The sequence below is a fragment of the Curtobacterium sp. 1544 genome (assembly GCF_040544915.1).
Taxonomy (GTDB): Bacteria; Actinomycetota; Actinomycetes; order Actinomycetales; family Microbacteriaceae; genus Curtobacterium; species Curtobacterium pusillum_C.
In genome coordinates this window covers 64,575-79,643 of the sequence record NZ_JBEPKX010000018.1, presented here as the reverse complement: position 1 = coordinate 79,643, position 15,069 = coordinate 64,575, and the positions used below count along the sequence as shown (strand labels likewise).

The 15,069-nt window shown below is 70.6% G+C and carries 15 protein-coding genes; 3 read left to right on the top strand and 12 right to left on the bottom strand.

Annotation, left to right across the window (positions count from 1 at the left end; translation table 11 throughout):
• Window positions 1-181: 181 nt before the first annotated feature.
• Window positions 182-550 carry a twin-arginine translocase TatA/TatE family subunit gene (locus ABIC61_RS11960; RefSeq protein ID WP_354030066.1) on the bottom strand — a complete coding sequence of 123 codons (369 nt, stop codon included), beginning with the start codon at window positions 548-550 and terminating at the stop codon, window positions 182-184.
• Window positions 551-614: 64 nt separating this feature from the next.
• Here ABIC61_RS11960 and ABIC61_RS11955 point away from each other — a divergent pair, with 64 nt between their 5' ends.
• Complete coding sequence (locus ABIC61_RS11955) at window positions 615-1,247, top strand: O-methyltransferase (RefSeq protein ID WP_097180672.1); 633 nt, start codon at window positions 615-617, stop codon at window positions 1,245-1,247.
• 4 nt (window positions 1,248-1,251) lie between these two features.
• Here the strand turns inward: ABIC61_RS11955 and ABIC61_RS11950 are convergent, their stop codons facing one another.
• Complete coding sequence (locus ABIC61_RS11950; RefSeq protein WP_144755244.1) at window positions 1,252-1,974, bottom strand: AAA family ATPase; 723 nt, start codon at window positions 1,972-1,974, stop codon at window positions 1,252-1,254.
• Window positions 1,975-2,120: 146 nt separating this feature from the next.
• The gene (locus ABIC61_RS11945; RefSeq protein WP_017887054.1) at window positions 2,121-2,291 is read right to left on the bottom strand and encodes a DUF3117 domain-containing protein; all 171 of its coding nucleotides are present in this window, start codon (window positions 2,289-2,291) and stop codon (window positions 2,121-2,123) included.
• Window positions 2,292-2,418: 127 nt separating this feature from the next.
• Here ABIC61_RS11945 and ABIC61_RS11940 point away from each other — a divergent pair, with 127 nt between their 5' ends.
• Window positions 2,419-3,567, top strand: coding sequence for an AI-2E family transporter (locus ABIC61_RS11940; RefSeq protein ID WP_144755247.1), 1,149 nt, complete (start codon window positions 2,419-2,421; stop codon window positions 3,565-3,567).
• On the opposite strand, the gene ABIC61_RS11935 is transcribed toward ABIC61_RS11940, so the two are convergent.
• The gene (locus ABIC61_RS11935) at window positions 3,546-4,790 is read right to left on the bottom strand and encodes a putative hexosyltransferase (protein WP_354030065.1); all 1,245 of its coding nucleotides are present in this window, start codon (window positions 4,788-4,790) and stop codon (window positions 3,546-3,548) included. The two genes, ABIC61_RS11940 and ABIC61_RS11935, sit on opposite strands and share 22 nt — an antisense overlap.
• The gene (gene dapE / locus ABIC61_RS11930; protein WP_354030064.1) at window positions 4,775-5,854 is read right to left on the bottom strand and encodes a succinyl-diaminopimelate desuccinylase; all 1,080 of its coding nucleotides are present in this window, start codon (window positions 5,852-5,854) and stop codon (window positions 4,775-4,777) included. The genes ABIC61_RS11935 and dapE overlap by 16 nt, the downstream gene beginning before the upstream one ends.
• A gap of 40 nt (window positions 5,855-5,894) precedes the next feature.
• On the opposite strand from dapE, the gene dapD reads away from it, so the two are divergent.
• Window positions 5,895-6,863 carry a 2,3,4,5-tetrahydropyridine-2,6-dicarboxylate N-succinyltransferase gene (gene dapD, locus ABIC61_RS11925; RefSeq protein WP_354030063.1) on the top strand — a complete coding sequence of 323 codons (969 nt, stop codon included), beginning with the start codon at window positions 5,895-5,897 and terminating at the stop codon, window positions 6,861-6,863.
• A gap of 122 nt (window positions 6,864-6,985) precedes the next feature.
• Here the strand turns inward: dapD and ABIC61_RS11920 are convergent, their stop codons facing one another.
• The 7 genes from ABIC61_RS11920 to typA form a co-directional block, all read right to left on the bottom strand.
• Window positions 6,986-8,284: a citrate synthase gene (locus tag ABIC61_RS11920; protein ID WP_354030069.1), complete on the bottom strand. Its 1,299-nt coding sequence runs from the start codon at window positions 8,282-8,284 to the stop codon at window positions 6,986-6,988.
• Between the two features lie 151 nt (window positions 8,285-8,435).
• The gene (dapC, locus tag ABIC61_RS11915; protein ID WP_354030062.1) at window positions 8,436-9,554 is read right to left on the bottom strand and encodes a succinyldiaminopimelate transaminase; all 1,119 of its coding nucleotides are present in this window, start codon (window positions 9,552-9,554) and stop codon (window positions 8,436-8,438) included.
• A gap of 14 nt (window positions 9,555-9,568) precedes the next feature.
• Complete coding sequence (gene fdxA, locus ABIC61_RS11910) at window positions 9,569-9,886, bottom strand: ferredoxin (protein ID WP_058728223.1); 318 nt, start codon at window positions 9,884-9,886, stop codon at window positions 9,569-9,571.
• 37 nt (window positions 9,887-9,923) lie between these two features.
• Entirely contained in the window at window positions 9,924-11,144 is a 1,221-nt protein-coding gene (locus ABIC61_RS11905; RefSeq protein ID WP_354030061.1) for a PIG-L family deacetylase, read from the bottom strand.
• A 26-nt stretch (window positions 11,145-11,170) separates the two neighbouring features.
• Window positions 11,171-11,713 (bottom strand): hypothetical protein, encoded by a 543-nt coding sequence (locus tag ABIC61_RS11900; protein WP_354030060.1) that lies wholly within the window; start codon window positions 11,711-11,713, stop codon window positions 11,171-11,173.
• A gap of 113 nt (window positions 11,714-11,826) precedes the next feature.
• The gene (locus tag ABIC61_RS11895; protein ID WP_354030059.1) at window positions 11,827-13,020 is read right to left on the bottom strand and encodes an amidohydrolase; all 1,194 of its coding nucleotides are present in this window, start codon (window positions 13,018-13,020) and stop codon (window positions 11,827-11,829) included.
• A gap of 90 nt (window positions 13,021-13,110) precedes the next feature.
• Window positions 13,111-15,033, bottom strand: a complete 1,923-nt coding sequence (typA, locus tag ABIC61_RS11890) for a translational GTPase TypA (protein ID WP_097180683.1) — start codon at window positions 15,031-15,033, stop codon at window positions 13,111-13,113.
• Between the last annotated feature and the right edge of the window lie 36 nt (window positions 15,034-15,069).

Sequence of the window (15,069 nt, the reverse complement as noted above, 5' to 3'; positions counted from 1 at the left end):
GTTTGTTGTTTTGTTGGGGGTTGCGTTGTTGTTCTTACCCGATGCCCCCCGCCCTAACCCCCCCCCCCGGGGGGGGGCGTTCAAACCCCCCCCCCCCCCGGGGGGGGGGGGGGGGCGCCCCCCCCCCCCCCCCCGCCTCCAGGCCGTCACCCGGTCACGTGACGGGCGTGGGGCGCCCTCGTCAGGTCGCCTCGGCGTCGAAGGGTGCGGCCTCGCCGATGGCGAGGGGCACCACCGGTGCCGTCGCACGCACGTTGGAGGCGGTGACCTGCGCGGTCTGCACGGTCGCCGCACTGCCGCCGGAGTCGAGCAGCGCATCGCGGATGATGCGGCGCGGGTCGTACTGCCGAGGGTCCAGCTTCTGCCAGTCGACCTCGTCGAACTCGGGGCCCATCTCCTCGCGCATCCGGTCCTTCGCGGTGTCGGCGAAGCGACGGACGGCCTTCACGAACTCGGCGAGCTTCTGGGCGTACATCGGCAGCCGCTGCGGTCCGAGCAGGAGGACGCCGATGATCCCGATCACCAGGAACTTCTCGAAGCCGTCGAACACGGTACGAGCGTAACCCGTCCGCACTGCGCCGCACCCGTAGAGTTGTCATCCGAACGGAGTGTGCGTGTCAGAGAAAGAGTCGAACTGGAAGTTCGCCGAGGACATCGTCTCGGAGTCCGAGGTGATCGCCCGTGCTCGTGAGCACTCCCTCGAGCTCGGGGTGGAGGCGATCTCCCCCGCCATCGGTGCGCAGATCGGCGTCGTCGCGGCGGCATCGCGGGCGACGAGCATCATCGAGATCGGCACCGGACTCGGCGTGTCCGGGCTGTACCTGCTCGGCGGCGCACCGACCGCGACCCTCACGACGATCGACGTCGAGGTCGACCACCAGCAGTACGCCCGCGACGCTTACATCGCCGCCGGCACCGCACCCGCCCGCATCCGGCTCATCCCCGGCCGTGCGAACCAGGTGCTGCCGCGCATGAACGAGGCGTCGTACGACGTCGTCCTCGTCGACGCCGACCCGGAGCACGTCATCGAGTACGTCGAGCACGGGTTGCGGCTCGCACGCGTCGGCGGGACCGTGCTGGTGCCGCACGCGCTCTGGCGTGGCCGGGTCGCCGATCCGGTGAAGCGGGACCGGGCGACCACCGACTTCCGGCTGCTCCTGACCGAGGTGTCGACCTCGGGTGCGGTCATCAGCGCGCTGTCTCCGGCGGGCGACGGGCTGCTGCAGATGACGAAGGTGTCCGCGTAGCCGCTCAGTCGAGGTGGCGCAGGTAGCGCTCCGGGGACTCCAGGAACGCCCGCTGGTTGCGCACCAGGTCCAGGTCGCCCCAGGCGGTGCGGCGGATGCCCCAGTCCCCGACCTCGTGGATGGTCGCGCCCGGGAACGCAGCGAGCACCGGCGAGTGCGTCGACAGCACGACCTGGCCGATGCCGCTCTCGACGATGGACTGCAGCAGGCCGATGAGCGCCAGGCAGCCGGAGAACGACAGCGCCGACTCCGGTTCGTCCAGGATCCAGAGTCCGGGCCACTGCGATCGGTCGATCACGAAGTCCAGGAACGACTCGCCGTGGCTGCGCTCGTGGAAGACCGGCTCCGGTCGGGGGCCCGGGTGCTCCTCGAGGAACGTGAACAGCCCGTGCATGGTCTCGGCGCGCAGGAAGAACCCGCCCTTCGCGGCGCCGGGCTCCCGGACGAGCACGAGGTGTTCCCAGAGCTGCGACTCGGTCGCGCGGGTGGTGTGCCCCGACATGGTCGAACCGCCCTCCGGCCCCATCCCGAACGCGAGGGCGATCGCCTCGACCAGGGTCGACTTGCCGACGCCGTTGTCGCCGACGAACACCGTCACGGGATCGAGGTCGAGCCCGTCGTCGAGGAGCTGGCGGACGGGCGCGAGGGTCCCGGGCCACTGATCGCGCGCCAGTGGGTCCGGCGCGTACTCCTCGACGCGGCGGATCGGCAGGCGGGTCCGTGGCACCCGTTCATCCTGCCGGACGGTACCGACAGCGCTGCGCCGGACCACGCCGGCTGCGCCGTCCCCGACGGCACCGGCTGCGCCGTCCCGGACGCGAAGGAGCCCGGAGCGTACGCGCTCCGGGCTCCCCCGTTCGGTGCTTCGACGTACTAGGCCGAGACGACCTCGGCGAGTGCGTCGTGGAGTTCCTTGGCCTCGGCATCGTTGACCGAGACGACCAGGCGGCCTCCACCTTCGAGCGGAACCCGCACGATGATGAGTCGACCCTCCTTAACAGCCTCCATCGGCCCGTCACCGGTCCTCGGCTTCATGGCTGCCATCAGATGTCCCCTTTCGTGCAGTACATGCCCGCTCATTATCTCGTATCGATGGGGGAACTGCGAAACCGCCCAGGTTGGGGGTGGCGAATCGCGACGTTCTCGCGGGTCGGATTCCTAACCTTGGCGTGTGCCGAACATCCGCTCCACGCGTCGTCCACACGCAGATCCCGCGCTCGAAGCCGTCCCGCCGGGCGTGCGGGTGGCCGGTGCGTTCTCGTGGCGGATCCTCGTCGTCGTCGCCGCCATCGCCATCGTCGTCGTCCTCGTGGTCCTGCTGCGCGACATCGTGGTGCCGTTCCTCGTGGGTCTGCTCGTCTGCGCCCTGCTCGCGCCCCTGTCGGCGTTCCTCCAGCGGCACCGGTGGCCGAAGTGGCTGGCGGTCCTGTCGTGCCTCGTCGGCGTCCTGGTCGCCCTCGGGGTCCTCGCGCTGGTCGTCACCGCGCAGATCCGGTACGACCTCCCGTCCCTCGCACACCGACTCGACCACAACGTGCAGTCGCTGCAGACGCTGTTGGCGACGGAACCGTTCGGCATCACGGCGTCGCAGGTGACGAAGTGGCTCGCTGACGGGACCAGGTTCCTGCAGACGCACGCGTCGTCGATCCTGTCGGGTGCGCTCGAGGCCGGGAGCGGGCTCGTGCACGCCCTCGAGGGGCTCTTCATCGTGGTCTTCACGACGATCTTCGTGCTCGTCGACGGGCCTCGGATCTGGTCCTGGACGGTGCGGCTGTTCCCCCGGCGGGCCCGCCCCCGCATCGACGTCGCCGGGCACGCCGGATGGAAGACGCTGACGAGCTTCATCCGCGTCCAGCTCGTCGTCGCCGTCACCGACGCGCTCGGGATCGTCATCGGCGCCCTGGCGCTCCAGGTACCGCTCGCCATCCCGATCGGCGTCATCGTGTTCTTCGGGGCGTTCGTCCCGGTCGTCGGTGCCATCGTCGCCGGCGGAGTCGCCGTGCTCGTCGCGCTGGTGTTCAACGGTTGGGTCCCGGCACTCGTGATGCTCGGCGTGGTCATCGTCGTGCAGCAGCTGGAGAGCCACGTCCTGCACCCGTTCCTCACCGGCAGCGCCGTCAAGGTCCACCCGCTCGGCGTCGTGCTCGGCGTGACGGCCGGCACCACGATCGCCGGGGTGGTCGGGGCGTTCTTCGCGGTGCCGTTCATCGCCACGGTCAACTCGATGATCACGGCCGCGGCAGCGTGGCGCCCGGATGACCCGGCGCCGTCAGCGCCGCCGACCGGGCCGACCACCGATCACGGCGGCGTCCAGTCGTAGCCGTCCACCCACCAGCAGTAGTACAGCCACACCCACTGCAGGGCGAGGCACACGACGACGACCGCCACCCGGTACACCCGTGACCGCGGCAGTGCGACGATCCCGAGCAGGGGTGCGATCGGCAGCAGGATGCGCCAGGTGCTCGACTGCGGGAAGAACACGGCCAGCAGGTACACGACGTAGGCGACACCCCAGAGCCGCAGCTCCAGACCGATCCGCCGCGCCGCCGGCATGAACACGAACGCCGCGAACCCGACGACCACCACGGCGAGCAGGATCGCCCCGGCCGGCTGACGGAACCACCACCCGAAGCCCTGGATCCAGGGGGCGAACGGCACGAGTTCCTTCCACCCGATGTACGACGAGCGCCAGGCGAGCTCGGTGTCCGTGTACGCCTTCGGAACCCCGGTGACCGCCCACGCGATCGCCGGCCACGCGAGCCCGACGACCCCGGAGACCACCGCCACCACCGCGGGCGGCACGAACCGTCGGACGGTCAGCGGTACGGACTCACGGACCCACGCCGGCCGGACGAACCAGGCGCCGAGGAACAGCACGATGAGGAACGCGAACGCGAGCCCGGTCGGCCGGGTCATCCCGAGCAGCAGCACGACGGGCAGCATCGTCCACCAGCGGCGTTCCACCATCAGGACCAGGGCGACGAGGAGCAGGCACATCCCCATCGACTCGGCGTACGCCACCTGGAACATCACGGCGACCGGTGCGACGCAGAACAGCACGGTGGCGAACGTCGCCCGCGCCGGGTCGAGGAACTTCCCCATCAGCCGACGGAAGACGAGCGCGGCACCCCAACCGAACAGCAGGGAGACCGACACCGCGACGAGCTCGAACGACGCCCCGGTGAGCACCATGAGCCCGCGGACCAGGAACGGGTACGCGGGCATGAACGCCCACGCGTTCTCCGTCACGTGCCCGGCGGCGTCCACCGGCAGCGTCGACGGGTACCCGCTCGCCGCGATCACGCGGTACCAGGCGCCGTCCCAGATCGACGAGAACGAGAGCAGCCCCGGGTGCTGCACGGTGAAGGAGTTCGCGGCCTGGACGCTCGCGAACGCCGAGAGCATCACGCCCGTGACGACGCGCGCGAGCACGTAGACGACCGTGATCCGCGCCCACCACGGCACGACCCGGTAGCGGGCGTGCCAGCGGGCTCGGGCGGGGCTCAGCCGGGTCGACCCGGCCGTGGTCAGGCCGTCAGCCACCGACGCAGACCGTCCTCGACCGAGGTGATCTGGTCGACGGGGACCTGCTCGTCGTCGTGGTGCGCGAACACGGGCTCGCCCGGACCGTAGTTGACGGCGGGGACCCCGAGGGCGGAGAAGCGGGCGACGTCGGTCCAGCCGTACTTCGGGCGGGGCGCGGGGCCACCGACCGCGGCGACGAAGTCCTGCGCGAGCGCGGCGTCGAGCCCCGGACGGGCACCGGCGGCGAGGTCGACGATCTGCACGTCGTACCCGTCGAAGAGCTCGCGGATGTGGGCGACTGCCTCGTCCGCGCTGCGCGAGGGGGCGAACCGGTAGTTGACGTGCACCATGGCCTCGTCGGGGATGACGTTGCCGGCGATGCCTCCGGAGATGCCGACGGCGTTGAGGCCCTCGCGGTACTCGAGCCCGTCGACCGTGACGGTGCGGGGCTCGTACGCGGCGAGGGTCGCCAGGATCGGTGCCGCCTTGTGGATCGCGTTGTCGCCGATCCAGCTGCGGGCACTGTGCGACCGCTTGCCGAAGGTGCGGATCTCGGCGCGGAGGTTGCCGTTGCAACCACCCTCGATCTGCGCCCCGGAGGGCTCCCCCAGGATGGCGAAGTCGCCGGCGAGGAGCTCGGGACGCGTCCGGGCCAGACGGCCGAGGCCGTTGAGCGAGTCGCTCACCTCCTCGTGGTCGTAGAACACCCACGTGACGTCGACGCTCGGGTCCGCGAGGTCGTACGCGAGCTTCAGCTGCACGGCGACGCCGGCCTTCATGTCGACGGTGCCGCGCCCCCAGAGGACCGTATGCCCGTCGATCTCGCGGAAGGAGGTCGGCAGGTTGTCGTTCAGCGGCACCGTGTCGATGTGCCCGGCGATGACGACGCGGCGGTCCCGGCCGAGTTTCGTGCGCGCGACGATGGCGTCGCCGTCGCGGATCACCTCGAGGTGCGCAAGCGGCGTGAGGACCGCTTCGATCGCGTCGGCGAGCGGTCCCTCGTTGCCGGACACCGACTCGATGTCGCAGATGGCACGGGTGATGTCGATGGACGAGGCGGTGAGGTCGAGCTGCTCCGGCATGCGGGAAGCCTACCGGCCGACCCTTGAGTACCCTGGTCCGGTGACCGACACGACCGCTGCCACCGACCGCCCGACCCACGCCTGGGGCCACGGCCTCGCGACGATCGCCGCCGACGGCACGACGCTGGACACCTGGTACCCGGAGACGCACCTCGGCGCACTGCCGACCGACGAGGCCTTCCCCGCCGAACTGCAGGCGCACGTCGGCGACGACGCCCGCCGCGACGTCCGCATCGAGGCCGTCACGACCGAGGTCACCATCGACGCCGCCCCGTCGAGCACCGAGGACGCGTACCTGCGCCTGCATCTGCTGAGCCACCTGCACGTGCGCCCGAACGAGATCAACCTCGACGGCGTCTTCGCGCACCTGCCGATCGTCGCGTGGACGAACGCCGGCCCCGTGCACCCCGACTCCCTCACGCGCTTGCGCCCAGGCCTGCAGCGCGCGGGCATCGCCGTGCACGCCATCGACAAGTTCCCGCGCCTGGTCGACTACGTCGTCCCGGACCGCGTCCGCATCGGTGACGCCAACCGCGTCCGTCTCGGTGCGCACCTCGCACCGGGCACGACCGTGATGCACGAGGGCTTCGTCAACTTCAACGCCGGCACCCTCGGCGACGCCATGATCGAGGGCCGTGTCTCGCAGGGCGTCGTCGTCGGCAACGGCACCGACATCGGCGGCGGGGCGTCCATCATGGGCACGCTCTCCGGCGGCGGCACGCACCGGGTCTCCCTCGGTGAGCGCGCACTCCTCGGGGCGAACGCCGGCCTCGGCATCTCGCTCGGCGACGACTCCGTCATCGAGGCCGGCCTCTACGTGACGGCCGGCACGAAGGTCGTCCTCGTCGGTGCAGCACCGAACCCGGACGGCACCCCGAAGACCGTCAAGGCCGCTGAGCTCTCCGGCACCCCGAACATCCTGTTCCGCCGCAACTCGCTCTCCGGCGCCGTCGAGGCGCTCCAGCGCCAGGGTCAGGGCATCCAGCTGAACACCGCGCTCCACGCGTGACGCACCGGACGGGAGGCACGGTGCCAGCCCGCCCCGCGCCTCCAGTCCGACACTGAGTGAGCAGCAATGGTCGGGTCCCGTCTCGGGACCCGACCATTTGTGCTCACTGAACGCGCCGCGCGTCAGCGCGCGGGGAGGTCGCGCTCCGGGTGTCCGACGTACAGCTGCTGCGGGCGACCGATCTTGTTGAGCGGGTCGTTGTTCAGCTCGCGCCACTGGGCGATCCAGCCGGGCAGCCGCCCGATGGCGAACAAGACCGTGAACATCCGCGGCGGGAAGCCCATCGCCTTGTAGATGATGCCCGTGTAGAAGTCGACGTTCGGGTAGAGCTTGCGGCTGACGAAGTACTCGTCCTCCAGCGCGATCCCCTCGAGCTCCATCGCGATGTCGAGCAGGTCGTCCTGCACGCCCAGCGCCTCGAGCACCTCGTGCGCGGACTCCTTCACGAGCTTGGCGCGTGGGTCGTAGTTCTTGTAGACGCGGTGTCCGAAGCCCATGAGCTTCACCCCGCGCTCCTTGTTCTTCACCCGCTCGACGAAGCGCTGCACTGGCTCGCCGGAGTCCTTGATCTGCTGGAGCATCTCGAGGACGGCCTCGTTCGCGCCGCCGTGCAGCGGGCCGTACAGGGCGTTGATGCCCGCGGAGATCGAGGCGAACATGTTCGCCTTCGTCGACCCGACCAGGCGGACGGTCGCCGTGGAGGCGTTCTGCTCGTGGTCCTCGTGCAGGATCAGCAGTCGCTCGAGCGCCTTGGACAGCACCGGGTTCGGCACGTAGGTCTCGGCCATGGTGCCGAAGTTCAGGCGCAGGAAGTTGTCGACGAACGACAGCGAGTTGTCCGGGTACAGGAACGCCTGTCCGATCGCCTTCTTGTGCGCGTACGCGGCGATGACCGGGAGCTTGGCGAGCAGACGCACGGTCTGCAGCTCGACCTTCTCCGGGTCGTCGACGTCCATGTCGTCCTCGTAGTAGGTCGACAGGGCACTGACGGCGCTGGAGAGGACGGACATCGGGTGCGCCGAGTGCGGGAGGGCGTCGAACAGACGACGGAGGTCCTCGTGCAGCAGCGTGTGCCGACGGATGCGGGCGTCGAAGTCGGCCAGCTCGGCCTTGTTCGGCAGCTCGCCGTAGATGAGGAGCCAGGCGACCTCGAGGAAGGTGCAGTTCGAGGCGACCTGGTCGATCGGGTAGCCGCGGTACCGCAGGATGCCCTGGTCGCCGTCGATGTAGGTGATGGCGCTCTTCGTCGACCCGGTGTTCACGAACCCGTAGTCGAGCGTGTTCATCCCGGTCTGCTTCTTGAACGTCGAGATGTCGATGGTGGACGCACCGTCGACGCTCGGCAGGATCGGGAACTCCGCCGTGCCGCCCGGGTACGTCAGCGTCGCGGTCTCCGTCGTCTGCTCGGCGGCGGGACTCACGGGGACGGGCGTGGTGGGCGGTGTGGCCGTCTTCTGAGCGTCATTGGCAGTGTCAGTCACGATGACAGCCTAATCGCGCCCACTGTCGGTCGTGCACACATCGAGCCTCAGGACTTGGTGGGAACCACGGATTGCGCGCAGGGCGAAAGCGTCAGGCGGACGCCAGACGCTGGGCACTCGCCAGGCGCTGGGCGGCTGCGGCGATGCGCTCGTCGGTCGCCGTGAGCGCCACGCGCACGTGCTCGGACCCCGCCGGACCGTAGAACGTACCGGGAGCGACGAGGATGCCGCGTTCGGCCAGCCACGCCACGGTGTCCAGGGCGGGCTCGCCGCGGGTGGCCCAGAGGTACAGGCCGGCGTCGCTGTGGTCGATCCGGAAGCCGGCACCCTCGAGTGCCCGTCGGAGCATGTTCCGTCGGGCCCGGTAGCGCGCCTTCTGCTGCTGCACGTGGGTCTCGTCGTCGAGGGCGACGATCATGGCCTCCTGCACGGGCAGCGGCGGCATCATGCCGGTGTGCTTCCGGACCGCCAGGACGTCGGCGAGGACCGCTGCGTCACCGGCGACGAACGCGGCACGGTACCCGGCGAGGTTCGACTGCTTCGACAGCGAGTACACGCTGAGGACGCCGTCGAGCGAGTCGCCCACCACGCGGGGGTCGAGGATCGTCGGGGTCGGGGTGGTGTCGTACGGTGCGACCCACCCCAGTTCGGCGTAGCACTCGTCTCCGACGATGACCGCACCGAGCTCACGGGCGCGGGCGACGGCGACCCGGAGGTCCTCGACGGACAGCACGCGGCCGTCGGGGTTGCCCGGCGAGTTCAGCCAGACGAGCTTCGTCGATTCCGGCCACGCCGCGGGGTCGTCGGACGCCAGGGCGGTGGCGCCGACCAGCGCCGCACCGAGCTCGTACGTCGGGTACGCGGCCGCGGGGAACACCACGGTGTCGCCGCGCCCGATGCCGAGCCAGAGCGCCAGCCCGGCGATGAACTCCTTCGAGCCGATCGTCGGCAGCACCTGGTCGGGCGTCAGCGTCACGCCCTGGCGTCGGCCGTACCAGGCGGCGATCGCCTCACGCAGGGCCGGGGTGCCGGCGACCTGCGGGTAGGCGTGCGCGTCCGTGGCCTCGGCGAGTGCCGTGCGCACGACCGCCGGCGTCGGGTCGACGGGCGAGCCGACGCTGAGGTCGACGATGCCGCCCTCGTAGGCTGCGGCCTGCTGCTTGAACGGGACCAGCTGGTCCCAGGGGAAGTCGGGGAGGTCGAGCGCCACGTGCGAGCTCCGGTTCAGCCGCGGGGCGGTTCGGCCATGACGACCGGGTGGTCCTTGTGGATCACACCGACCTTCGCGGCACCGCCGGGCGAACCGACCTCCTCGAAGAACTCGACGTTGGCCTTGTAGTAGTCGGCCCACTCGTCGGGGAGGTCGTCCTCGTAGTAGATCGCCTCGACCGGGCAGACGGGCTCGCACGCACCGCAGTCAACGCACTCGTCGGGGTGGATGTACAGCGACCGGTCACCCTCGTAGATGCAGTCGACCGGGCATTCGTCGATGCACGCGCGGTCCTTCACGTCGACACAGGGCTGGGCGATCACGTACGTCACGGCTGGGGTGCTCCCTTCGGACTGAGCGTTGTCGAGTCTACTCGCGGCGGGCGGGATCCCCTGACCGCGAGCCGGTCTCCCCCTCGGCACGCGCGCCGGACCGCAGCCCGGAGAGGTCCGGCCACGCCAGCACGAGCGCGGCGACCACGGCGGGCCCGAACGTCCACACGTACCCCGCGGTGTTCGCGAGGACGAGCGGCGAGCTCTGCCCACCGACGGACACGAGGACCTGGGTCGCCAGGATGATCCCGAGCCCGACGGCCGCGACCATCGCCCGCGAGCGGTACAGCAGCCGGATGCCGACGGTCAGCCCGACCACGATCAGCGACGTGAGGACCATGCCGATCGGGAACGCACCGAGGGTCTGCTGGTGGGCGACCGTGCCGAGCCCGCCGGCGACGAGTCCGAGCACGAGGGCGACGACGACCGCGGTCACCTTCCCCTGGCCGGACATCTCGGCGTAGGTCTGCGGGGCCGGAACCGCGGGGGCGTCGGCATGGCGGAACGCCTCCACGGCGGGAGCGTGGTGGCGGACACCGTGCGGCATCACCCACGAGAGCGCGGTCGGGTCGGCGGGGTCCGCCGGGTCGACGGTCACCTGCGAGCGGTACTGCTCGACGGCGGCACGGAGCTTCGCCCGGACCGGCAGGACGTCGACCGTGACGTCGGCTTCGGTCGTCGTCGGGTCGACGATCATCGAGAACGGCAGTTCCTCGGCCCTGGCTGCGTACCGCGCGGCGTGGTGGACGCGGACGTGGTCCGGGTGGCCGTACCCGCCGTCGTCGGCGTAGCTGACCACGGCGTCGGCGGCGGTGGACCGGATCGCGGCCCGGATGTCGTCCACGACCTCGCCGAGGTCCGCCGCCGTCAGCGAGTCGGCAGGGGCGTCGTCGGCGGCGATCGCACGGCCGTCCGGCCCCCACTGCATGCCGGAGTCGCTGTAGCGCCGCTCCGGGAGGTCGGTCGGACGTGCTCCCGCCCCACCGAGCCACAGGTGCGCCGGTCCCCCGAGGGCGGCCAGCGCGCCGGCGATCTCGGTCTCCCGGTGGGCGGCGACGCGGGGACCGTCGCCGAAGAGCGGCGCGAGCTGCGGTGTGAGCATCTCGCCGCGCTCACCCCGCGTCGCGGTGAGCACGGTGACCTCGGCGCCCAGCTCGAGCAGCGTGGCGATCGTCCCGCCCGACGAGAGCGTCTCGTCGTCGGGGTGGGCGTGCACGAACAGCACGCGTTCGGGGCGGGTGGCAGCGACCTTCGACATCGGGTCCCAGCGTACGGGCTGGGCGACTAGCGGGGCGTCACGATGTACGTCGCGGTCACGCCGTCCGCGCCGTCCGAGAAGGTCAGGACGACCCGGTACGCGTCACTGCGGAACATCCCGAACGCACTCGACGAGTCCGCGCGCTTCGCCGACTCCGTGAACCCGGCGTCGGTGAGCTGCTGGTCGGCGGTCGCGAAGTCGTCCACCGACGACGCGCGCACCTGGGCGACCCAGCCGGAGCCGTTCGGCCCCGCACCGCCGCCGAGCACGGTGCCGTCGACGAGCGGGACCTCGGTCGTCGGGAAGCCGCCGGGCACCTTGCCTTCGGAGGTCACGTTCGTGCCCTTGAGCGCCGTGTCGAGCGCACCGTCGATCCCTCCGGCGACCGAGGCCATGCCGTCCTGGATCGCCTTGCCGTCGATCCCCTTGACCCCGTCGGCGACGCTCGACGCCACCGAGGACCCGAGGTCCGTCGCCTGCTTCACGGCGTCGGACGAGCAGCCGGCCAGGCCGGCGAGGGCGATGCCGGCAGCGACGGCGGCGATCAGGGTGCGGGTCGGGGTGCGCATGCGCAGAACCCTAGAGTGCCAGCCGGGAGGCGCGGCGTGAGTCCCCTGGGAACGTCACGTGCGTGACGGGGTCGCGCCGCGCCTCCCGGTCGCCTTGTGCAGGACCGCCTGCGTCAGGCGACGTACGCGCGCGTCGCCGCCACGAGGGCGTCGACGCCCACCGGGATGGCCGTCTCGGCCTGCGGCGCGTAGAACGGCGAGTGGTTGCTCGGGATGTCCGCACCGCGGCGGAAGAGCTCCGGGTCCGTGATGCCCGTGAACCAGTAGACGAGCGGTGCGCCGCTGGCCGTGGCGAGCTGCCCGACGTCCTCGGAGGCCATCGCGAGCCCGATCTCGAGGTCCCGGGCGCCGGACACCTCGGCACGGATCGCGTCGAGGACGACCTGCGCCTGCTCGGCGTCGTTCACGGTGACCTCGGCGCCGGGCGAGCGCACGATCGTCGGCTCGGGCAGCCCGCCGGCCTCGCTCTCGGCTCGGACGATCCGCTCGATCGACGCGATGATCCGCGCGCGGGTCTCCTCGTTGCGGGCACGCGTCGAGATCTCGATGACGGCCTGGTCCGGGATGATGTTCGCGCGGGTGCCGGAGTGGAAGCTGCCGACGGTGACGACGCCGGCGTCGCTCGGCGAGACCTCGCGCGAGACCACGGTCTGCAGGCGGACGACGGCGGACGCGGCCGTGACGATCGGGTCGAGGGACGCCTGCGGGGCGGAACCGTGCGCGCCCCGGCCGTTGAACGTCACGGTGAGCCGGTCGCTCGAGGCCATCACCGGGCCGCTGCCCACCGCGACGATGCCGACGGGTGCCGGTGCGGAGTGCTGCCCGAGGACGACGTCGGGCTTCGGGAACCGGTCGACCAGGCCGTCCTCGACCATGGACCGGGCGCCGGAGATGACCTCTTCGGCGGGCTGGAAGACGGCGACGACCGTGCCGTGCCAGTCGTCCGTGGTCGCGGCGAGGCGTTCGAGGGTGCCGAGCAACCACGTGACGTGGATGTCGTGGCCGCAGGCGTGCATCGTCGGGACGTCGTTGCCCTCTTCGTCGGTGCCGCGGTGCTCGCTCGCGTAGGGCAGGCCGGTGCGCTCCTGCACGGGCAACCCGTCCATGTCGGCGCGGAGCCACACCACGGGGCCCTCGCCGTTCGACAGCACGCCCACGACGCCGGTCCGGCCGACGCCCGTCGTCACCTCGATCCCGCCGATCTCCTCGAGCTTCGCGGCGACGATGCCCGCCGTGCGGTGCTCCTGGAAGCCGAGCTCGGGGTGTGCGTGGAGGTCCTGGTACAGCGAGAGGAGGTCGAGAGTCACGCACCCCACGCTACAACCGAAGACCGGCCCGGCCACCTCGACGAGGTGACCGGGCCGGTCGTGGAGGGCGTGCCTCCAGGCTGTCCGCGCTTACGCGTCCTGACGCTTCAGGCGGGCGTACGCACGCTGGCGGGCCTGCGCGTCGAGCTCGACCTTGCGGATGCGCACGGCGTCGGGGGTGACCTCGACGCACTCGTCCTCACGAGCGAACTCGAGGCACTCCTCGAGCGACAGCTGGCGTGACGGCGTCATCGACTCGAAGGAGTCCGCGTTCGCCGAACGCATGTTCGTGAGCTTCTTCTCCTTCGTGATGTTGACGTCCATGTCGTCGGCGCGCGAGTTCTCGCCGATGACCATGCCCTCGTAGACCTCTTCCGTGGGGTTGACGAAGAACGTCATCCGCTCCTGGAGGTTCGTGATGGCGAACGGCGTGACGACACCCGAACGGTCGGACACGATCGAGCCGTTGATGCGGGTCTGGATCGGGCCGGCCCACTCGGCGTAGCCGTGCGAGATCGCGTTGGCGATGCCGGTGCCGCGGGTCTCGGTGAGGAACGCGGTGCGGAAGCCGATGAGGCCACGCGACGGCACGATGAACTCCATGCGGATCCAGCCGGTGCCGTGGTTCGTCATGTTCTCCATGCGACCCTTGCGCGCGGCCATGAGCTGCGTGATCGCGCCGAGGTGCTCCTCCGGCGTGTCGATCGTCATGTGCTCGTACGGCTCCTGGAGCTTGCCGTTCTCGTCACGCTTGGTGACGACCTGCGGCTTGCCGACCGTGAGCTCGAAGCCCTCGCGACGCATCTGCTCGACGAGGATGGCCAGCGCGAGCTCGCCGCGGCCCTGGACCTCCCACGCGTCCGGACGACCGATGTCGAGGACCTTGAGCGAGACGTTGCCGATGAGCTCGCGGTCGAGACGGTCCTTGACCATGCGCGCCGTGAGCTTGTGGCCCTTGACCTTGCCGACGAGCGGGCTGGTGTTCGTGCCGATCGTCATCGAGATCGCCGGGTCGTCGACCGTGATGGTCGGCAGCGGACGGACGTCCTCGGGGTCGGTCAGGGTCTCACCGATGGTGATCGTGTCGAAGCCGGCGACGGCGACGATGTCACCGGGGCCCGCCGACTCGGCCGGGTAGCGCTCGAGCGCCTTGGTGACGAGGAGCTCGGTGATGCGGGCGTTCGCGACGGTGCCGTCGTGCTTGACCCACGCGACCGTCTGGCCCTTCTTCATCGTGCCGTGGAAGATCCGGAGCAGCGCGAGGCGACCGAGGAACGGCGACGCGTCGAGGTTCGTGACGTGCGCCTGCAGCGGGTGCTCGTCGTCGTACTTCGGGGCCGGGACGTGCTGCAGGATCGCCTCGAACAGCGGCTCGAGGTCGTCGTTGTCAGGCAGCGAGCCGTCGGCCGGCTTGTTCCGGCTGGCCGCACCCGCACGGCCCGAGGCGTACACCACGGGGACGTCGAGGATGGCGTCGAGGTCGAGGTCGTCGACCTCGTCCGACAGGTCGGACGCGAGGCCGAGGAGCAGGTCCTGCGACTCGGAGACGACCTCGTCGATGCGGGAGTCCGGGCGGTCCGTCTTGTTGACGAGCAGGATCACCGGGAGCTTCGCCGCGAGCGCCTTGCGGAGCACGAAGCGGGTCTGGGGCAGCGGGCCCTCGGACGCGTCGACGAGCAGCACGACACCGTCGACCATGGAGAGGCCGCGCTCGACCTCGCCACCGAAGTCGGCGTGACCCGGGGTGTCGATCACGTTGATCGTGATCGGGCCGTCCGAGCCGAACTCCGTCGCGTGCTTGCCGTTGTAGAGCACCGACGTGTTCTTCGCGAGGATGGTGATGCCCTTCTCGCGCTCGAGGTCGTTCGAGTCCATCATCCGGTCTTCGCCCTCGAAGTGGGCGTCGAACGAGTTGGTCTGCGTGAGCATCGCGTCGACGAGCGTGGTCTTGCCGTGGTCGACGTGTGCCACGATGGCGACGTTGCGCAGGTCGGACCGGGTGGCGAGCGCCATACAGGACATCCTTCAATTTCTTGGGAAGAGTCGGGC